This is a genomic window from Pseudomonas fontis (assembly GCF_028656955.1).
Classification (GTDB): Bacteria; Pseudomonadota; Gammaproteobacteria; order Pseudomonadales; family Pseudomonadaceae; genus Aquipseudomonas; species Aquipseudomonas fontis.
In genome coordinates this window covers 109261-128662 of sequence record NZ_JAMDGY010000027.1, presented here as the reverse complement: position 1 = coordinate 128662, position 19402 = coordinate 109261, and the positions used below count along the sequence as shown (strand labels likewise).

Below are 19402 nucleotides of genomic sequence, written 5' to 3'. Positions count from 1 at the left end.
TATAAGGAAAATGGCAGGGGCGGCTGGATTCGAACCAACGCATGGCAGGATCAAAACCTGCTGCCTTACCGCTTGGCGACGCCCCTGTATTTGTTGCTGCGAGTACCTGGTACTCGATTCCTAGTGCAGACCTTGTAACGTGCGATGCAACATCGAAACATTGCTTCCCTTTGCTACAAACCCTGTTTGGGTCTCTGCAAGAAGGGCCAAAACTTTAACAGCTTCAGCTTTGCTTGGGAAGGCCCCAAACACACAACTTCCAGTTCCGGTTAGCCTAGCTTCCGTGAATTTACTAAGTAAATTCAGTGAGTTACGTACTTCTGGGTAACTCCGCTCTACTACCGGTTGGCAGTCATTACGACTGTTTCCCTTGGGAACGGGGCGCATCTTAAGGGGCAAAGAATTACGTGTCAACTCTGGGTGTGAAAAAATTTCTGCTGTGCTAACAAATACTTGCGGGACCAGCACGACATACCAGGGTTCTTCGGGGTTGGCAGGGGTGAGGATTTCACCGACGCCTTCGGCAAATGCCGCGTGACCACGCACGAATACCGGCACATCGGCACCCAGGCTCAGGCCCAGTTCGGCGAGCTGGTCTTCGCTGCATGCGGTTTGCCACAAATGATTGAGGCCGAGCAGGGTGGTGGCCGCATCGGAACTGCCGCCGCCAATGCCGCCGCCCATGGGCAGCACCTTCTTCAGCCAGATGTCCGCGCCCTGCTTGCTGCCGCTCAGGGCTTGCAGCTTGCGCGCCGCCTTGACGATCAGGTTGCTCTCGTGAGGGACGTTTTCGATCTCGCTGTGCAGGCAGATCTGGCCGTCGTCGCGCGCGGCGAAGGTCAACTCGTCGGCGTAATCGAGAAACTGGAACAGGGTTTCCAGCTCGTGATAACCGTCGGCACGCCGCCCGAGGATGTGCAGCATCAGGTTCAGCTTGGCCGGAGCGGGCAGGGTCAAGCGGGGCATGTCAGTGCCCCAGCTGGCGTGGCTGCCAGTCCTTGACCACCAGGGTCACGTCGAGGTTCTGGCCGTGCAGCTTGATGCGCTCGGGCAGCCAATAGCCGTTCTGCTGGGTGTAGCTGAGGTATTGCACGTCCCAGCCATCTTGCTTCAAGCGCGCCAGGCGGCTGTCTCCGTCCAGGGTCAACTGGCTCTTGCTGTCTGGTGCGGGTAAGCCGCGGACCCACCACACCAGGTGCGAAATCGGCAGTTCCCAGCCCAGCTGTTCCGCCAGCAACGCTTCCGGGTTCTGCGACTCGAAGCGTCCCTGGTTGGCGACTTCCAGCACCACATGGCCCGGTCGACCGGTCAGGCGGGCAGCGCCACGGCCCAGCGGGCCGGACAGGCGAATGTCGTAGTAGTCCTGGCGTTGCAGCCAGAACAGGGTGCCGCTGCCGGAGTCCTGCGGGGCACGGATGCCGACCTTGCCGCTGATCTGCCAGCCATCGAGGGTGCTCAGCTGTTCTTTATGGGCACGCCAGCCTTGCTGGTTGCCCTCGCCCTGAAGGGCTTCGCGGGAACCGAAACCGGCACAGCCGGCGAGCAGGGCAACAAGGCAGAAGGTGATGCAGTGGCGCAAAAACATGGCTTATAGAGTCTCGGATCCGGTCAGGCGCAGGACGGTCTTGCGCACGATTGGGCTGTCAGGCTGGTTTTCGAAGGACTTGGCCCAGACATGGCGAGCTTCACGGCGCTTGCCGTTGGCCCAGAGTACTTCACCGTAGTGGGCGCCGACTTCATGGTCGGGGAAGCGCTCGAAGGCCTGGCGCAGCAGGCGCTCAGCTTCGTCGAGGTTACCCAGGCGATAGTTGACCCAGCCCAGGCTGTCGAGCACGGCAGGGTCTTCCGGGTTGAGCGCGAGGGCTTTTTCGATCAGGCCCTTGGCTTCGGCATAACGCGTGGTGCGGTCGGCCAGGGTGTAGCCCAGGGCATTCAGCGCCATGGCGTTTTCCGGCTCGCGGGTAAGGATGGCGCGCAGGTCCTTCTCCATCTGCGCCAGGTCGTCACGTTTTTCGGCGAGCATGGCGCGGGTATAGAGCAGGTTGAGGTCGTCCGGGTATTGCTTGATCGCCTGCTGCAAGACCTGCGTAGCCTGGGCATCCTTGTCGTTGTTGCCCAGTGTTTCGGCTTCGATCAGGTACAGCTGGATGGCGTAGTCCGGTTGCGCTTCGCGTGCTTCGGCGAGGCGGCGCGAGGCTTCCGGGGCACGCCCGTTGGCGATCAGGATATCGGCTTGGCGCAGTTGGGCGGGCAGGTAGTCGTTGCCAGGGCCGACCTGGGCGTATTCGGCCAGTGCGCCTTCAGGGTCGTTGCGCTCTTCATGGATGCGGCCCAGGTTCAGGTGCGCGGCATCGACATGGCTGTCGCGGGCGATCAGCTCTTCGAGGTAGCTGTTGGCTTCATCGAAGGCCTTGGCTTCCAGGCTGACCAGGGCCAGCGAATAGCGCAGCTCGTCGTCTTCCGGGTATTGCTGGAGCAGGCTGGCGAATTCGGCCTTGGCGTCGTCGATGCGGTCCTGTTCGACCAGCATGCGCGCGTAGGTCAGGCGCAGACGCTTGTCATCGGGGTAGCGGGCGATGGTTTTGCGCAGCAGCGGCAGTGCTTCCGGGCCACGGTCGAGGCTTTGCAGCAGACGGGCCTGGAGCAGCACCGGGGCCACCTCGCCATCTTGCGGCGGATGCGCCTCAAGCAGGGCCAGGGCTTCTTCGGACTTGCCATCCTGTTGCAGCAGCAGGGCCTTGCCGAACACCAGTTGGCCATTGTCGGGGAACTTGCGCAGCAGGCGGTCGAAACTTTGCAGCAGGCCGTCGCGGGTTTCCTGGTCGGTTTCGGCGGCAGACAGCGCGAGGAAGTCGAAATGCGTGTCGCCCTTGCCCAGCAGCACCTTCTCCATATAGACCATGGCGTCGTCATAGCGACCGCTGCGGGCCAGCTGGATGGCGGCGGCGCGTTGTGCGTCGAGGCTCTGCGGGTCGTTCCTGGCCCAGGTCAAGGCTGCTTCCAGGGCGGCCTGATCGGCGCCCAGGTATTCGGCAATGCGGAAGGCGCGCTCGGAAATGCCTGGGTCCTGGGTCTTCTGCGCCTGGTCGAGGTAGTTGTCCAGGGCGATGTCGAAGCGATTGCGCTGCCCGGCGAGTTCGGCGGTCAGCAGGCTGTAGATGGTGTCCTGGCGGAACGATCCGTAGACGATCGGCTTGGCTTCGACGGCCGCTGCGGCGTCTTCGGCAGGCGCCGTGGCGTCACGGGCGCCGGGGCCCAGCGTCTGGCAACCCTGGAGCAGGGCAACGGCAAGGAACAACGCGGAAGATCTATTCATATAGGGGATTTGAGCGACTAACCTGCGGTCGGGTCATCATGACACAAGCGACATGGCAAACCCATGGTTGATAGGCCATTTGGATACTGACTATAGAGACAATAACGAGCGGTGGTTGTTCTCTCTACGGCGAAGTAGGACAATTATCGGCTTCACGTCACAATCAGCGACCTTGAATGGCCTTTCTTGCCCTCGGTATCAACCATAAGACTGCCTCGGTAGACGTACGCGAGCGCGTGGCGTTTACCCCAGAGCAGTTGGTGGAAGCCTTGCAGCAGCTCTGTCGACTGACCGCCAGCCGCGAGGCTGCGATCCTTTCGACCTGCAACCGCAGTGAACTGTACATTGAGCAGGACCACCTGGAAGCCGACGCCGTATTGCGTTGGCTGGCCGACTATCACCGCTTGAGTGTGGATGAACTGCGCGCGAGCGCTTATGTCCACGAAGACGACGCCGCCGTGCGGCACATGATGCGGGTGGCCTCCGGGCTCGACTCGCTGGTGCTGGGTGAGCCGCAGATCCTCGGCCAGATGAAGTCGGCCTATGCCGTGGCCCGCGAGGCCGGCACCGTGGGCCCGCTGCTCGGGCGCCTGTTCCAGGCGACTTTCAGCGCCGCCAAGCAGGTGCGCACGGACACCGCCATCGGTGAAAACCCGGTGTCGGTGGCCTTTGCCGCGGTGAGCCTGGCCAAGCAGATCTTCAGCGACCTGGGCCGCAGCCAGGCCCTGTTGATCGGCGCCGGCGAGACCATCACCCTGGTGGCCCGGCACCTGCACGAGCAGGGGGTGCGGCGCATCGTGGTGGCCAACCGTACGCTGGAGCGGGCGAGTACCCTCGCTGCACAGTTCGGTGCCCACGCCGTGCTGCTGGCCGATATTCCGCAGGAGCTGGTCAACAGCGACATCGTGATCAGCTCCACCGCCAGCCAGTTGCCGATCCTTGGCAAGGGCGCAGTGGAAAGCGCGCTGAAGCTGCGCCGGCACAAGCCGATCTTCATGGTCGACATCGCCGTCCCGCGGGATATCGAGCCGGAAGTCGGCGAGCTGGATGATGTGTACCTGTATACCGTCGACGACCTGCACGATGTGGTTGCCGAAAACCTCAAGAGCCGTCAGGGTGCTGCCCAGGCGGCCGAAGAGCTGGTCACCGCCGGCGCCGATGAGTTCATGGCGCGCCTGCGCGAGCTGGCCGCAGTCGATGTGCTCAAGGCCTACCGCCAGCAAAGCGAGCGCCTGCGTGACGAAGAATTGCAAAAGGCCCAACGCCTGCTGGCCAATGGCGGCAACGCCGAGGACGTGCTGGTGCAGTTGGCGCGTGGCCTGACCAACAAACTGTTGCACGCCCCAAGCGTGCAACTGAAAAAGCTCTCTGCCGAAGGCCGCCTCGATGCGTTGGCCATGGCCCAGGAACTCTTTGCCCTCAACGAGGGCTCCACGGATAAACCCCCGCAATGAAAGCGTCGCTGCTCAATAAACTGGACACGCTCCAGGATCGCTTCGAGGAACTGACGGCCCTGCTCGGTGATGCCGAGGTCATTTCCGACCAGACCCGCTTCCGTGCCTATTCGCGTGAATACGCTGAAGTCGAGCCGGTGGCAGAAACCTATAGGCAGTGGCGCGCGGTGCAGGCCGACCTGGAGGAAGCCCAGGCGCTGCTCAAGGACAACGACCCCGACATGCGCGAAATGGCCGTGGACGCCGTCCGCGAAGCCAAGGAGCGGATCGCGGCGCTGGAGGGCGAGCTGCAACGCATGCTGCTGCCCAAGGACCCGAACGATGGGCGCAACGTGTTCCTCGAAATCCGTGCCGGTACCGGTGGCGACGAGGCGGCGATCTTCTCCGGCGACTTGTTCCGCATGTACTCGCGCTACGCCGAGAGACGCGGCTGGCGCCTGGAGATTCTCTCCGAGAACGAAGGCGAGCATGGCGGCTACAAAGAGATCATTGCCCGCGTCGAGGGCGATCATGTCTATGGCAAGCTCAAATTCGAGTCCGGTGCGCACCGCGTTCAGCGGGTGCCGGAAACCGAGTCCCAGGGCCGTATCCATACTTCGGCGTGCACCGTCGCGGTGCTGCCTGAGCCGGATGAACAGGCGGCAATCGAGATCAACCCGGCCGATTTGCGCGTGGATACCTACCGCTCTTCCGGTGCGGGCGGCCAGCACGTGAACAAGACCGACTCGGCGATCCGCATCACCCACTTGCCGACCGGCATCGTGGTGGAGTGCCAGGAAGAACGTTCCCAGCACAAGAACCGGGCCCGGGCGATGTCCTGGCTGTCGGCCAAGCTCAACGACATGCAGACCAGTGCCGCGCAGAACGCGATTGCCAGCGAGCGCAAGCTGCTGGTCGGCTCGGGTGACCGCTCCGAGCGGATTCGCACCTATAACTATCCACAGGGCCGGGTGACCGATCACCGCATCAACCTGACCCTGTATTCCCTGGACGAAGTCCTGGCCGGTGGCGTCGACGCGGTGATCGAACCGCTGCTGACCGAATACCAGGCTGACCAACTGGCTGCACTGGGTGAATAAATGACCATCATTGCCAGCTTGCTTCGCGGTGCGCAGCTGCCCGATTCACCTACGGCGCGCCTGGATACCGAATTGCTTCTGGCTGCGGCCATCGGCAAGTCGCGCAGCTACCTGCACACCTGGCCTGAGCGCATCGTCACCAGCGAAGCGGCGCAGACCTTTGCCGAATACCTGCAGCGTCGTCGTGCCGGTGAGCCGGTGGCCTACATTCTTGGGCAACAGGGGTTCTGGAACCTCGACCTGGAAGTGGCGCCGCACACGCTGATCCCGCGCCCGGACACCGAGCTGCTGGTGGAGACCGCGTTGGCCCTGTTGCCCGCAACCCCGATGCGCGTGCTCGACCTGGGCACCGGCACGGGGGCCATTGCCCTGGCCCTGGCCAGCGAGCGACGCGGCTGGAAGGTTACGGCGGTAGACCGCGTGCTGGAAGCCGTGGCCCTGGCCGAGCGCAACCGCCAGCGCCTGCAACTGGACAATGTCACGGTGTTGAACAGCCACTGGTTCAGCGCCCTGCAAGGCCAGCAGTTCGAGCTGATCATCAGCAACCCGCCGTACATTGCCGCCGAAGACCCTCACCTGGTGGCCGGCGATGTGCGTTTCGAGCCGAGCAGCGCGCTGGTCGCAGGCCCGGACGGGCTCGACGACCTGCGCCAGATCATCACCCAGGCGCCGCAGCATCTGCTGCCCGGTGGCTGGTTGCTGCTGGAGCATGGTTACGACCAGGCCGCCGCCGTGCGCGAGTTGCTGGCTCAACATCACTTCGAGCAGATCGAAAGCCGCCAGGACCTGGGTGGTCATGAGCGCATTACCTTGGGGCGCCTCTCGTGCTAAGTGATCAGGAGCTGTTGCGCTACAGTCGCCAGGTGCTTTTGTCGCAAGTCGATATCGATGGCCAGTTGCGCCTCAAACATAGCCGCGCGCTGATCATCGGCCTGGGCGGGCTCGGCTCGCCAGTGGCCTTGTACCTGGCGGCCGCCGGTGTCGGCGAGCTGCACCTGGCGGACTTCGACACGGTCGACCTGACCAACCTGCAACGCCAGGTCATGCATGACACGGCGTCGGTGGGCTTGAGCAAGGTCGACTCGGCGTTGCAGCGCTTGCAGGCGATCAACCCGGAGATCACCCTGGTTCCGCATCGCCAGGCGTTGGATGAAGATTCATTGGCGGCAGCGGTAGCTGCTGTCGATCTGGTACTCGACTGTTCCGACAATTTCACCACCCGCGAAGCGGTGAACGCCGCCTGTGTTGCCGCCGGCAAGCCATTGGTGAGCGGGGCAGCCATTCGCCTGGAAGGCCAGCTGTCGGTGTTCGACCCGCGTCGCCCGGAAAGCCCTTGTTACCACTGCCTCTACGGGCATGGCAGCGAAGCTGAGCTCACCTGCAGCGAGGCTGGCGTAGTCGGTCCGCTGGTTGGCCTGATCGGTAGCCTGCAAGCCCTGGAAGCGCTGAAGCTGTTGGCTGGTTTCGGTGAACCACTGGTGGGTCGCCTGCTGCTGGTGGATGCCTTGGGCACCCGCTTCCGCGAGCTGCGCGTCAAGCGTGATCCCGGTTGTGCCGTGTGCGGGAAGGCCCATGCCTGAGGCCGGCGCCGCGCCGATCGGCGTGTTCGACTCCGGTGTCGGCGGGCTGTCGGTGCTGGCCGAAATTGCCCGCCTGCTGCCCAACGAATCGCTGCTCTACGTCGCGGACTGCGGGCATATCCCCTACGGCGAGAAGTCGCCGGAATTCATTCGCGAGCGCTGCCGGGCGGTGGCGCAGTTTTTCCGTGAGCAGGGCGCCAAGGCGATGGTCCTGGCTTGCAACACCGCTACCGTTGCGGCGGTGGCCGATTTGCGCGAGCGGTATCCGGAGTGGCCGCTGGTAGGCATGGAGCCGGCGGTCAAGCCTGCAGCTGCCGCCACGCGCAGTGGCGTTGTCGGCGTGCTGGCCACCACCGGGACCTTGCAAAGCGCCAAGTTTGCGGCATTGCTCGACCGCTTTGCCAATGATGTTCGGGTGATCACTCAGCCTTGCCCCGGGCTGGTCGAACTGATCGAGGCCGGTGACCTCAGCAGCCCCGTCTTGCGCGAGTTGCTGCAGGGCTATGTTGATCCATTGCTGGCGGCAGGCTGCGATACGCTCATCCTCGGCTGTACGCATTACCCGTTCCTGAAGCCGTTGCTGGCTGAAATGATCCCCCCCAGCGTCGCTCTCATCGACACCGGCGCGGCGGTTGCTCGTCAGCTGAAACGCCTGCTTCTTGAGCGCGAGCTGCTGGCTGCAGGGCCGGCGCAGCCGGCGCAATTCTGGACCAGTGCCAGCCCCGAACATTTGCGAAACATCCTGCCTTTGTTGTGGAGTAGTTCCGACAATGTGCGTAGTTTCGAGCGGTGAAAAAAGCGTGAAAAAAAACGCTGACCCACGCTGAACCTTCGTAGCACTGCCGATTTCTACTATTTTGTCTGATGAGACAAAAAACCAACAAATCAGTAAGAAAAGGGATGTTTCTCATGAAGAAACTGCTTTGCTTGGCTGCGATTGCGGCCGTCACCCTGGGGCAATCCTTTACCGCAAACGCCGCTGACCTGTCCTTCTCGGTAGGCCAGACGAGCGATTCGACCATGGTCTATCGCCTGGGCCTGCAGTCGCACTGGGACACTAGCTGGTTGCAGACCAGTGTGGGGCGTCTGACCGGTTATTGGGATGGGGGTTACACCTACTGGGTCGGCGACAAGACGGCCAGCAACAACAGCCTGTCGTTCGCTCCCGTGTTCGTCTACGAGTTCGCCGGGGACTCGGTCAAACCCTATATCGAAGCGGGTATTGGCGTCGCAGCGTTCTCCAGCACCGAACTTGAAAGCAACAAGCTTGGCTCCTCGTTCCAGTTCGAGGACCGTATCGGTTTCGGCCTGCGCTTTGCCGGTGGGCATGAGCTCGGCGTACGGGCGATCCACTATTCCAACGCAGGCCTGCAATCACCGAATGACGGTGTCGAGGCCTACTCGCTGAACTACCGCATGCCGCTCTAACCGCTTTGGGCGAGCCCTGCGCAGGCAGGGCTCATGCCTTGCGGGGCAATGGCCAGAGCGCGTTGGGCGCGAGGGTTTCCAGCACCAGGTTGTGCGGGCGTTGTGGCAGGCGTTCGAGCAGGCTTTGCGCAGCGTCTTCGGCGCTCCAGGCCTGAGGCATGGCCAGCACCGGAGTGACAGGGCGTTTCTGGGTTTGCGGTGCAGCCAGGATCAAGTCGATACCGTGTGCGAACAGCGTCCCGCGAGCCTCGCTGAACAATTGCAGCAAGCTGTTTTCGGGCGTGGCCGGTTGGCTGGGCTCATACACTTGCGCGGCGGTGTAGCTGCTGACCACGCCCAATACGCAAGGGGCCTGGCCCTTCTGCAGCAGCGCGAATGCCAGGTTCAGGCTATTTGCCGAAGCCTGGATATTGCTCTCGATCATCGACTGGAACAGTGAGGTCTTCACCTGCGCAGCATTCAGGTAGTCACAGGTACCGGCATTGATGATCAGCAGGTCCAAGGTGCCCCAGCGTTCAAGCAGGGTCTTTTGCGCACTGGCTGCTTGAGCAGCATCACTCAGGTTTTCGTGCAGCAAAAGCAATTGTCCGGGGAACTGTGCAGCCAGCTCATCGTGGTTTGGCAGTTGCCGCCCACTGATGGCCACCTCGCAGCCTCGGCTCAGTAATTGTAGGGCCATGGCAAGGCTAAGGCCCTCGCTGGCACCTGTGATCCAAATGCGTTCCGGTTGTTTACTGCGCACCTTCATTCACTTCTTGAGAGTTGCGTTTAGGTAACTGTTTGAACGCTTCCAATGCGCGTTGACGACTACGGCTCAAGTCTATGATCGCTTGTGGATAGCCGTCCACTGCAAAAAGGCCTGCTGGCTGATGAATCGCCTTGTCGTCCAGCGCTTTCAGCTCGGGCAGCCAGCGCCGCAGGAAGCGGCCCTGGCCATCGAAGCGTGCGGATTGGCTCACCGGGTTGAAGATGCGGAAGTACGGCGCGGCATCGGTGCCGGTGGATGCGCTCCACTGCCAGCCGCCGTTGTTGGCGGCCAGATCGCCATCGATCAAGTGGCGCATGAAGAAGCGCTCCCCCTCGCGCCAGTCGATCAGCAGGTTCTTGGTGAGGAACATCGCAACAACCATGCGCAGGCGATTGTGCATCCAGCCGGTGGCCAGCAATTGGCGCATGGCGGCGTCAATGATCGGTATGCCGGTGCGGCCTTGCTGCCAGGCAGCAAGGTCCTCGGGCGCATCACGCCAGGGCAGGGCTTCGGTTTCCGTGCGGAAGGCGCGGTGGCGGGAAACCCGTGGGTAGCCCACCAGAATGTGCTTGTAGAACTCCCGCCAGAGCAATTCGTTGATCCAGCTGACCAGGCCAGGGTTGCCACTGGCGAACTCGCCCTGGTTGCTGAACAGCGCGGCATGCAGGCACTGACGCGGGGACAGCACGCCCGCCGCCAGGTAAGGCGAGAGCTGGCTGGTGCCTTCAATCGCTGGCAGGTCGCGCTGCTCGGGGTAGTCCTCGGCCCGCTCATCGATGAAGCGGGTCAGCCGCTCATGCGCTTCGGCTTCGCCTGCTGGCCAGAGGTCGCGCAGTGATTGCGCCGGTGGCGCGAAGCCGTCGATCTGTTCCGGCACCGGGTCTGCGGCCACCTGCAACGGCTGTTGCACTGCCGGCAACGCCACCAGGGGCGGCGAGCTGTAGTGCAGGCGGTCATAGCAGACTTTGCGGAACTGGCTGAACACCTGGAAATAGCCACCGCTGCGGGTCAGGATACTGCCCGGCTGGAACAGCAACTGGTCGAGATGGCTGTGCACCTCGATAGCGTTCCGTTCCAGGCATTCGCGTACCTGATGGTCGCGGCGCTGCTCGTGAACACCATATTCCTCATTCAGGTGCAGGGCCTGCACCTGGTGCTCCTGGCACAGCTGCAGCAGTACCTGGGCAGCATCGTCCCAGTGCGTTGCATGGCGCACCAGCAGCGGGATATTCAGGGTCGCCAGGCGATGGCTGAGGGTGCCGAGGTTGCGCAGCCAGAAGTCGACCTTGCTCGGGGCGTCGTCATGGGCTTGCCACTGGCCTGGGCTGGCCAGCCACACGGCAAGCGTCGGCCCGCGCTCGCAGGCGGCGGCGAGGGCGGTGTTGTCGTGAATGCGCAGGTCGCTGCGCAACCAGATCAATTGCATGGTGCGGCTCTCTATAGGGTGGAGCGTGTCAGTACATGCCGACTGGCCGATAGCGGCGAGTCCAGCAAATGCAATGGGTTGGGTGCTGCTTCCAGTGCCTGCCTATATAGGCTGACCACACTGCCAAACAGGAGTTTCGGCACCTTGACCGATGTCAGTCCGCGTTGCAGTTCGCCGATGTCCACGGCAGCGTTCAGGCTGATGAGCAGGGCCCGTGCGCCAAGCCGCTCGATGGCCGACGCCAGCTGGCGGGGTGGGAGTGGCCAGTCGAATACCTCAACGCCTGCACCGCTGTCACTGATCAGCCATGCGCATAGCCAAAGCTGGGCATCGAACAACAGGTTCGAGCCGTTGATCAGCAGGATGGGCGGCTCAGGCAACTGGCGATTGTTGTGGTAGATGCGGCTGCCCAGCTTGCTGCGCAGCCAGGAGTGAAAAAACACTTGCTCCATCTGCGCGCTCGGGTGGCGCTGCCAGCGCAGTTCCAGTTCGGCGAGCAGTGGCAGCATCAGGTGCTCGCACAGCGTGGTCGCCGGGTACAACGCCATGGCCTGGTTGAACAGTTGGTCAAGGCGCCGCTCGGCCAGCAGTTCGATGCAGTCGACCAGGCGCGCGCGCAAGGTCTGCCACTCATCGTCGGCGGGGGTATCGCGCGCGGCGGCACTGTCCAGCAGCGGCTTGACCTGGCCCACGGCCACGCCCCGGTCGAGCCAGTGCAGGATCTGGCGGATCCGCAGGACATGCTCCGGGCTGTACAGTCGATGGCCCTTGCTGGTGCGCTGCGGCACGATCAGCCCATAGCGACGTTCCCAGGCGCGCAGCGTGACCGGATTGACCCCGGTCAGGCGGGTGACCTCGCGGATGGGCAACAGCTCGGTTTCAGATGGCATTGCGCAGGCTCAGGTTTTCCGGGTGCGGTTGCAGGTAGACCTGCTGCGCCAAGTAGGGATCAGGGTGGTGGCGCAGGTGATGCTTGAGCAGGGTCAGCGGGACCACCAGTGGCACCACGCCGGCCTGGTATTGCTCGATCACTGCGCGAATCTCCTGTTTGTCCTGCGGGTCCAGCGCATTGCGCAGGTAGCCGCTCAGGTGCAGCAACACATTGCCATGGGTGCCACGGCTGGCGCAGCGCGTCAGGGCTTTCATCAACTGGCTGAAGTATTGCGGCCCTATCACTTCGGGGTCGTCGTCGCGGCGCAGGCTGCCGATCAGCTTGCCGAGCACCTTGTACTGGTGCGGGTTGTGCGCCATCAACTGGTATTTATAGCGGGAATGGAAGCGTATCAGCGCGTTGCGACTGAGCCCGCCGGCGCGCAGCGCCTGCCAGTCGGCATAGGCAAACACGCGGGTAATGAAGTTCTCGCGCAGCACCGGGTCGCACAGGCGGCCTTCCTCTTCCACCGGCAGATCCGGTTGCGAGGCGCAGAAGTGTGCGGCATACAGCCCGCGCCCACCTTCGGCGGCAGGGTAGCCGTTGGCCTGGTAGACCTTGACCCGCTCCAGTCCACAGGACGGTGATTTCTGCATGAAGATATAGCCGCAGATACCCTGCAGTTCACCGGCCATTTGCCTGCCATAGGCGCTGAGCGCTGCGGATACATCGAGGTCGGGATCGCGGCTGCCGACCGCGCGCGGTGCTTGCGGGTCGCCGATCAGGCGAATGGCGGCACGCGGGATGCCCAGGCCGATGGCTACTTCCGGGCATACGCTGATGAAGTCGAAATGTTCCGCGAGCACTTCGGTGCACAGGCGTGAGACTTTGTGTCCGCCGTTGTAGCGGACCGCTTCGCCTGCCAGGCAGGCGCTGATGGCGATGCGGGGTTTGCACTGGGCCATGGGAACGCTCGACTGATATCTATACAGAATTAATAACTTGTACAGCTTTGCTCAATCATAGGGAACATGCTGTACAAGTCAAATTATCTGTATAACTTTTATCGAGGCGCTGTGGTCAATTCAGGTGCTCAAGCAGCCGTCGTGCCGCTTCCTGGCCGCTGAGCCAGGCACCTTCAACCCGTCCCGACAGGCACCAGTCGCCGCAGGCATACAAGCCCAGGTCCGCGTCGGCCAGGGTGCCCCATTCGTGGTTGGTCGCCGGGCGGGCGTACAGCCAGCGGTGGGCGAGCGAGAAGCTCGGCGCGGGCACCACGCAACCGACCAGCTCGGCAAAGTCGCCCAGCAGCTTCTCGATCACGGCTTCCTTGGACAGGTCGATGTGCTGTTTGCTCCACGCGGAGGTGGCATGCAGTACCCAGGTATCGAGGTGTTCGTCACGCCCCGGCTTGCTGCGGTTGCGGGCCAGCCAGTCGAGTGCGCTGTCTTGCACGAAACAGCCCTGCATCTGGGTGTCCAGCGGGGTTTCAAAGCCCAGGGCAATCGCCCAGGTGGGTTCCATCTGCACGCCAGCCGCCACCGCCGCAAGCTTGGGCGCCGCCGCCAGCAACTGCGTAGCCTGGGGGGCCGGCACGGCAATGATTACCTGGCTGAACGGGCCGTGGCTGCAGCCATCGGTGTCTTGCAGGTGCCAGTACTTCTGGCCCCGGTAGACTTCGGCGATACGGCAACTGAAGTTCACCGTGAGGTCCTTGAGCAGGCCGCGGGTAATCGCGCTCATGCGCGGTGCGCCTACCCAGCGGGTCTGTTCATCGGGGGAGGGGGTGAGTTGCCCGTCGCGGTAGTTGTAGAGCTGCGGCTTCCATTCCTGGACCCAGCCCAGGCTTTGCCAGAGCTGCACCTGCTCGACGAAGCGCCGGTCGCGGGCAGTGAAATACTGCGCGCCAAGATCCAGCGCGCCGGCCTCGCTGCGTTTGCTCGCCATGCGTCCGCCGCTGCCGTGGCCCTTGTCGAACAGGTGGACGGTCAACCCTTCCTTCTGTAGTGCCTGGGCGGCGGACAGACCGGCGATACCGGCACCGATGATGGCAATAGGTACTGTCATGATGGCCTCTTCGAACCTTTAGGAAACAGCCTACGCTGCAGGGCAAACCTGTACAATGCTCGAATCTTGTATAAGGTGATTCCGCTCGTTGAGACAGGTTCGCCTATGTTTATCCGAGAGCAATCGGTCAAAAAAGTGCCTTGTAATTAAAAATAGACCAGGCAGCGCCAAGTGAGGACACAGCCATGCATATATTGCTGACAGGCGGTACTGGCTTGATCGGACAGCAACTCTGTCGACACTGGCTTGACCGTGGGCATCAACTGAGTGTCTGGAGTCGTCGCCCGGAGCAGGTGGGTCGATTGTGTGGTGCCGGTGTGCGTGGCGTTGCCGCGCTGGAAGAACTCGACAACGAGCCGGTGGATGCCGTCATCAACCTGGCAGGCGCGCCGATTGCCGATCGCCCGTGGACAACTTCGCGACGGGCGGTGCTCTGGGGCAGCCGCATCGCCCTCACCGAGCAACTGCTGGCCTGGCTTGAGCGTCGCTCGCAGCGCCCTGCGGTGTTGATCTCCGGGTCAGCCGTGGGTTGGTACGGTGATGGCGGCGAGCGTGAACTGACCGAAGCCTCAAGGCCGGTGAAGGAGGATTTCGCCAGCCAACTGTGCATCGCCTGGGAAGAAACCGCCTCGCGTGCCGAAGCGCTGGGGATGCGCGTGGTGCTGGTGCGTACCGGGTTGGTCCTGGCCAGCGAGGGCGGCTTTTTGTCGCGCCTGCGCCTGCCGTTCAAACTTGGGCTGGGCGGGCCGCTTGGCGAGGGGCGGCAATGGATGCCGTGGATTCATATTCATGACGAAATCGCCTTGATTGATTTTCTCTTGCAGCACGATGACGCCAGCGGTCCTTATAATGCCTGCGCTCCGGAGCCGGTGCGCAACCGCGAGTTCGCCAAGCGCCTGGGCCGCACCCTGCATCGCCCGGCCTTGCTGCCGGTGCCGGCGCTGCTGCTCAAGGCTGGCCTTGGCGAGCTGTCGACACTGTTGCTCGGCGGCCAGCGGGCCCGCCCGGTGCGGGCGCTGGCGGCAGGCTTCACGTTCCGTTTCAACGATGTGCAATCGGCGCTGGACGAACTGTCCCGACGCCTCTGAAAAGGATGTTGCATGACCGATCATGCTCTGTTGCTGGTCAACCTCGGTTCGCCGGCCTCCACGTCTGTCGCCGATGTGCGTCGCTACCTCAACCAGTTCCTCATGGACCCGTACGTGATCGACCTGCCGTGGCCGGTTCGGCGGCTGTTGGTCTCGCTGATCCTGATCAAGCGCCCGGAACAGTCGGCGCATGCCTACGCCTCGATCTGGTGGGAGGAGGGTTCGCCGCTGGTGGTGCTGACCCGCCGCCTGCAAGCTGCGATGCGCGAGCACTGGCCGCACGGGCCGGTGGAGATGGCCATGCGTTATGGCGAGCCCTCCTTGCCCAGCGTCTTGCAGCGCCTGGCCAGCCAGGGTGTACGCAAGGTGACGCTGGCGCCGCTTTATCCACAGTTCGCCGACAGCACGGTGACCACGGTGGTCGAGCAGGCCAGGCAGGTGGTGGCCGAGCACAAGCTGGCGCTGGAGATGGCAGTGTTGCGTCCGTTCTTTGATCAGCCGGAGTACATCGACGCCCTGGTTGAAAGCGCCCGGCCGTATCTGCAGCAGGACTACGACCACCTGCTGTTGAGCTTCCATGGCTTGCCCGAGCGGCACCTGAAGAAGCTCGACCCGACCGGCAATCACGACTTCCAGGCCGCCGATTGCTGCAAGGACTCGTCGCCGGAAATGTTGGCGGTGTGTTATCGCGGGCAGTGCCTGCGTTCGGCGCAATTGTTCGCCCGCCAGATGGGCATCCCGGACGGCAAGTGGTCGGTGTCGTTCCAGTCACGTTTGGGCAAGGCGAAGTGGATCGAACCCTATACCGAGGCGCGGCTCGATGAGCTGGGCAAGTCGGGGGTGAAGAAGCTGCTGGTGATGTGCCCGGCGTTTGTTGCCGACTGCATCGAGACGCTGGAAGAGATCGGCGATCGCGGACGCGAGCAGTTTGTCGAGGCGGGCGGGGAGGAGTTGGTTCTGGTGCCTTGCCTGAACGATCACCCGCAGTGGGTGCAGGCGTTGAAGACGTTGTGTGAGAAGGCTGATTGAGCTGAGTTAGCCCATCGCCGGCAAGGCCGGCTCCCACAGGGTATCGAGTCGCAACACTGACCCTTGTGGGAGCCGGCTTTGCCGGCGATGCTTTTCAGATCAAGGCAACTGGTCGTCCAGTGTCTTGTTCTTCCAGCCGTCGTTGCCCGGCAGCAGCAGGTTCAGGGCAATCGCCACCACCGCGCACAGCGCGATGCCTTTGAGGCCCCAATCGTCTGGCCCGGTACCGCTACCGACCAGCACACCGCCAATCCCGAACACCAGGGTCACCGAGACGATCACCAGGTTGCGTGCTTCGCCCAGGTCGATCTTGTGGCGGATCATGGTGTTCATGCCCACGGCCGCAATCGAACCGAACAACAGGCACAGGATCCCGCCCATCACCGGCACCGGGATGCTCTGCAACAGCGCGCCGAACTTGCCGATGAACGCCAGGGTGATGGCGAACACCGCCGCCCAGGTCATGATCTTCGGGTTGTAGTTCTTGGTCAGCATCACCGCGCCAGTCACTTCGGCGTAGGTGGTGTTGGGCGGGCCGCCGAACAGGCCGGCAGTGGTGGTGGCAATGCCGTCACCCAGCAGGGTGCGGTGCAGGCCAGGCTTTTTCAGGTAGTCCTTGCCGGTCACGCTACCCACGGCAATCACCCCGCCGATGTGCTCGATCGCCGGGGCCAGGGCCACCGGTACGATGAACAGGATCGCTTGCCAGTTGAACGCTGGCGCGGTGAAGTGCGGGATGGCCAGCCATGGCGCGGCGGCGATTTTCGCGGTGTCGACTACGCCGAAGTAGAACGACAGGGCGAAACCGACCAGCACACCGGAAATGATCGGCACCAGGCGGAAGATGCCCTTGCCGAACACGGCGACGATCAAGGTGGTGAGCAGCGCCGGCATCGAGATCATCATCGCGGTGCTGTATGGCAGCAGCTCGGCGCCGTCACCGGACTTGCCCATTGCCATGTTCGCGGCAATCGGGGCCATGGCCAGGCCGATCGAGATGATCACCGGGCCAATCACTACCGGTGGCAGCAGGCGGTCGATGAAACCGGTGCCTTTGATCTTCACGGCCAGGCCGAGGAAGGTGTAGACGAAGCCGGCAGCCATGACCCCGCCCATGGTCTCGGCCAGGCCGAACTGGCCCTTGGCGAGGATGATCGGGGTGATGAAGGCAAAGCTCGACGCCAGGAACACCGGTACCTGGCGGCCCGTCACGATCTGGAACAGCAGAGTCCCCAGGCCCGCGGTGAACAGCGCTACGTTCGGGTCAAGGCCGGTAATCAGCGGCATCAATACCAGTGCGCCAAATGCTACGAAGAGCATCTGCGCACCGGAAAGGACCTGGCGCCAGAGCGGGTCGTTGAACTCGTCCTGCATGCTCAAGCGTCCTTCTGCTTGGTGCCGAAGATCTTGTCGCCCGCATCGCCCAGGCCAGGGATGATGTAACCGTGCTCGTTCAGGCGCTCATCGATCGAGGCCGTGAAGATCTGCACGTCCGGGTGTGCTTTCTCGACCACGGCGATGCCTTCGGGCGCGGCGACCAGGACCATCGCACGGATGTCCTTGCAGCCGGCTTTCTTCAGCAGGTCGATGGTGGCAACCATCGATGCGCCGGTGGCCAGCATCGGATCGATGATCAGGGCCAGGCGTTCGTTGATTTCCGGTGCGAGCTTTTCCAGGTAGGTGTGCGCCTCGAGGGTTTCCTCGTTGCGCGCAACGCCGACGGCGCTGACCTTGGCGCCCGGGATCAGGCTGAGCACGCCGTCGAGCATGCCGATACCGGCGCGCAGGATTGGTACTACAGTAATTTTCTTGCCGGCGATTTTCTCGACCTGGACCTTGCCGCACCAGCCATCGATTTCATAGCTTTCGAGGGGCAGGTCTTTGGTCGCTTCGTAGGTCAGGAGCGTGCCGACTTCCTGGGCGAGTTCGCGAAAATTCTTGGTGCTGATATCAGCGCGGCGCATAAGGCCGAGCTTGTGGCGGATCAGCGGATGGCGGATCTCACGGGTAGGCATAGGGGGAAGGCTCCGGGGCGGGCAAAAAACCGCGCTAGATTAATCTATTCAGCGCCGCGTGTCCTATAGGCATACTGGACGTTAGTCCAGAAATGCTTGATCTGGGGAGCGTGGATGCGTACCTTTGCCCGCTTTTCTTAAATGCAGCCCCTGGAGAGCGTCATGTCCGCTGATCTCGAGCACATCCGTCAAGTCATGCGCGAGGCTGACTGCCTTTACACCGAAGCTGAAGTCGAAGCGGCCATTGCGCGCGTCGGGGCCCAGATCAGCGCAGAACTGGCCGAGAGCAATCCGGTGGTGTTCTGCGTGATGAACGGCGGCCTGATCTTCGCTGGCAAACTGCTGACCCATTTGCAGTTCCCGCTGGAAGCGTCCTACCTGCACGCCACCCGCTATCGCAATCAGACCAGCGGTGGTGATCTGTTCTGGAAAGCCAAGCCGGAAGTGTCGTTCATCGACCGTGACGTGCTGATTATCGACGACATCCTTGATGAAGGTCATACCCTCGGTGCGATCATCGACTTCTGCAAACATGCCGGCGCGCGTGCCGTGCATACTGCCGTGCTGATCGACAAGGACCATGACCGCAAGGCCCGCCCGGACCTGAAAGCCAACTACGTTGGCCTGCCGTGCATTGATCGGTACATCTTCGGTTATGGCATGGATTACAAAGGCTACTGGCGTAACGCCAATGGCATTTTCGCCGTCAAGGGACTCTGACACATGCGCCAACCTGGTTTTCTCGATCAATCGTTGTTTACCTCGTTGGCGCAACAAGCCCACGCCAACCCGCGTGGTCGCCAGAACCACAATTTCCACGAGATGGCAGAGCCGTGCCACCGCATGGCGGTTGGCTTGCAGCCGGCAACCTATGTCCAGCCTCATCGGCATATGTCCGCCGACAAGGCCGAGTGCCTGATTGTGCTCAAGGGCAGCCTGGGTGTGCTGATCTTCGATGATCAGGGCCAGGTGCTCGACAAGCGGGTGATGACCGCTGGTGGTGATTGCCTTGGGGTGGATCTGGTGCCGGGGACTTTCCATAGCCTGGTCGTGCTTGAGGCAGACAGCATCATGTTCGAGTGCAAGTCCGGGCCATATCGGCCGGTTGGCGATGGCGAGCTGGCCACCTGGGCGCCGCGTGAAGGCGAGCCGGGCGTGGCTGAGTATCAGGCCTGGATGCGCGCGCAGTTCGACTGAACACCGCGTCAGCCTCATCGCCGGCAAGGCCGGCTCCCACAGGGGTGTGTGCTGCACCTTGGTAACCTGTGGGAGCCGGCCTTGCCGGCGATGAGGCCATCAAT

General features: G+C 62.8%; 20 protein-coding genes and 1 tRNA gene. 10 read left to right on the top strand and 11 right to left on the bottom strand.

Going from position 1 to position 19402, the window contains the following annotated elements; genetic code table 11:
- Positions 1-11 precede the first annotated feature (11 nt).
- The 4 genes from M5G11_RS12345 to M5G11_RS12330 form a co-directional block, all read right to left on the bottom strand.
- Positions 12-86, bottom strand: a tRNA-Gln gene (locus M5G11_RS12345).
- A gap of 34 nt (positions 87-120) precedes the next feature.
- Positions 121-966, bottom strand: coding sequence for a 4-(cytidine 5'-diphospho)-2-C-methyl-D-erythritol kinase (ispE, locus tag M5G11_RS12340; RefSeq protein ID WP_273911585.1), 846 nt, complete (start codon positions 964-966; stop codon positions 121-123).
- A gap of 1 nt (position 967) precedes the next feature.
- Positions 968-1585, bottom strand: a complete 618-nt coding sequence (gene lolB, locus M5G11_RS12335; RefSeq protein ID WP_273911586.1) for a lipoprotein insertase outer membrane protein LolB — start codon at positions 1583-1585, stop codon at positions 968-970.
- Between the two features lie 3 nt (positions 1586-1588).
- Complete coding sequence (locus tag M5G11_RS12330) at positions 1589-3316, bottom strand: tetratricopeptide repeat protein (RefSeq protein WP_273911587.1); 1728 nt, start codon at positions 3314-3316, stop codon at positions 1589-1591.
- A gap of 176 nt (positions 3317-3492) precedes the next feature.
- Between M5G11_RS12330 and hemA the strand changes: the two genes are divergently transcribed.
- The 6 genes from hemA (at position 3493) to M5G11_RS12300 (ending at position 8857) form a co-directional block, all read left to right on the top strand.
- Complete coding sequence (gene hemA, locus M5G11_RS12325) at positions 3493-4770, top strand: glutamyl-tRNA reductase (protein ID WP_273911588.1); 1278 nt, start codon at positions 3493-3495, stop codon at positions 4768-4770.
- Positions 4767-5849 carry a peptide chain release factor 1 gene (gene prfA, locus M5G11_RS12320; RefSeq protein ID WP_273911589.1) on the top strand — a complete coding sequence of 361 codons (1083 nt, stop codon included), beginning with the start codon at positions 4767-4769 and terminating at the stop codon, positions 5847-5849. The genes hemA and prfA overlap by 4 nt, the downstream gene beginning before the upstream one ends.
- The gene (prmC, locus tag M5G11_RS12315) at positions 5850-6680 is read left to right on the top strand and encodes a peptide chain release factor N(5)-glutamine methyltransferase (protein ID WP_273911590.1); all 831 of its coding nucleotides are present in this window, start codon (positions 5850-5852) and stop codon (positions 6678-6680) included. It abuts the gene before it with no gap.
- Entirely contained in the window at positions 6674-7429 is a 756-nt protein-coding gene (locus tag M5G11_RS12310; protein ID WP_273911591.1) for a molybdopterin-synthase adenylyltransferase MoeB, read from the top strand. Before prmC ends, M5G11_RS12310 begins: the two co-directional genes overlap by 7 nt.
- Positions 7422-8222: a glutamate racemase gene (gene murI / locus M5G11_RS12305; RefSeq protein WP_273911592.1), complete on the top strand. Its 801-nt coding sequence runs from the start codon at positions 7422-7424 to the stop codon at positions 8220-8222. Before M5G11_RS12310 ends, murI begins: the two co-directional genes overlap by 8 nt.
- A gap of 116 nt (positions 8223-8338) precedes the next feature.
- Positions 8339-8857 (top strand): acyloxyacyl hydrolase, encoded by a 519-nt coding sequence (locus M5G11_RS12300; RefSeq protein WP_273911593.1) that lies wholly within the window; start codon positions 8339-8341, stop codon positions 8855-8857.
- Positions 8858-8888: 31 nt separating this feature from the next.
- Here the strand turns inward: M5G11_RS12300 and M5G11_RS12295 are convergent, their stop codons facing one another.
- The 5 genes from M5G11_RS12295 to M5G11_RS12275 form a co-directional block, all read right to left on the bottom strand.
- Positions 8889-9605: an SDR family NAD(P)-dependent oxidoreductase gene (locus M5G11_RS12295; protein ID WP_273911594.1), complete on the bottom strand. Its 717-nt coding sequence runs from the start codon at positions 9603-9605 to the stop codon at positions 8889-8891.
- Complete coding sequence (phrB, locus tag M5G11_RS12290) at positions 9589-11031, bottom strand: deoxyribodipyrimidine photo-lyase (RefSeq protein ID WP_273911595.1); 1443 nt, start codon at positions 11029-11031, stop codon at positions 9589-9591. The genes M5G11_RS12295 and phrB overlap by 17 nt, the downstream gene beginning before the upstream one ends.
- An 11-nt stretch (positions 11032-11042) precedes the next feature.
- A complete protein-coding gene (locus M5G11_RS12285) occupies positions 11043-11921 on the bottom strand; it encodes a MerR family transcriptional regulator (protein ID WP_273911596.1) in 879 nt (292 codons plus the stop codon).
- Complete coding sequence (locus tag M5G11_RS12280) at positions 11911-12867, bottom strand: YbgA family protein (RefSeq protein WP_273911597.1); 957 nt, start codon at positions 12865-12867, stop codon at positions 11911-11913. Before M5G11_RS12280 ends, M5G11_RS12285 begins: the two co-directional genes overlap by 11 nt.
- Before the next feature lie 115 nt (positions 12868-12982).
- On the bottom strand, positions 12983-13969 hold the full coding sequence (locus M5G11_RS12275; RefSeq protein ID WP_273911598.1) for an NAD(P)/FAD-dependent oxidoreductase: 987 nt from the start codon (positions 13967-13969) through the stop codon (positions 12983-12985).
- 185 nt (positions 13970-14154) lie between these two features.
- Between M5G11_RS12275 and M5G11_RS12270 the strand changes: the two genes are divergently transcribed.
- Both M5G11_RS12270 and hemH read left to right on the top strand, forming a co-directional pair.
- Positions 14155-15057, top strand: coding sequence for a TIGR01777 family oxidoreductase (locus tag M5G11_RS12270; RefSeq protein WP_273911599.1), 903 nt, complete (start codon positions 14155-14157; stop codon positions 15055-15057).
- Between the two features lie 12 nt (positions 15058-15069).
- Positions 15070-16086: a ferrochelatase gene (gene hemH, locus M5G11_RS12265; protein ID WP_273911600.1), complete on the top strand. Its 1017-nt coding sequence runs from the start codon at positions 15070-15072 to the stop codon at positions 16084-16086.
- Between the two features lie 99 nt (positions 16087-16185).
- Here the strand turns inward: hemH and M5G11_RS12260 are convergent, their stop codons facing one another.
- Both M5G11_RS12260 and upp read right to left on the bottom strand, forming a co-directional pair.
- Complete coding sequence (locus M5G11_RS12260; protein ID WP_273911601.1) at positions 16186-17460, bottom strand: uracil-xanthine permease family protein; 1275 nt, start codon at positions 17458-17460, stop codon at positions 16186-16188.
- 2 nt (positions 17461-17462) lie between these two features.
- A complete protein-coding gene (upp, locus tag M5G11_RS12255) occupies positions 17463-18101 on the bottom strand; it encodes a uracil phosphoribosyltransferase (RefSeq protein WP_273911602.1) in 639 nt (212 codons plus the stop codon).
- Positions 18102-18263: 162 nt separating this feature from the next.
- On the opposite strand from upp, the gene M5G11_RS12250 reads away from it, so the two are divergent.
- Positions 18264-18821: a hypoxanthine-guanine phosphoribosyltransferase gene (locus M5G11_RS12250; RefSeq protein ID WP_273911603.1), complete on the top strand. Its 558-nt coding sequence runs from the start codon at positions 18264-18266 to the stop codon at positions 18819-18821.
- A 3-nt stretch (positions 18822-18824) separates the two neighbouring features.
- Positions 18825-19298, top strand: coding sequence for a WbuC family cupin fold metalloprotein (locus M5G11_RS12245; protein ID WP_273911604.1), 474 nt, complete (start codon positions 18825-18827; stop codon positions 19296-19298).
- The last annotated feature ends 104 nt before the right edge of the window (positions 19299-19402 follow it).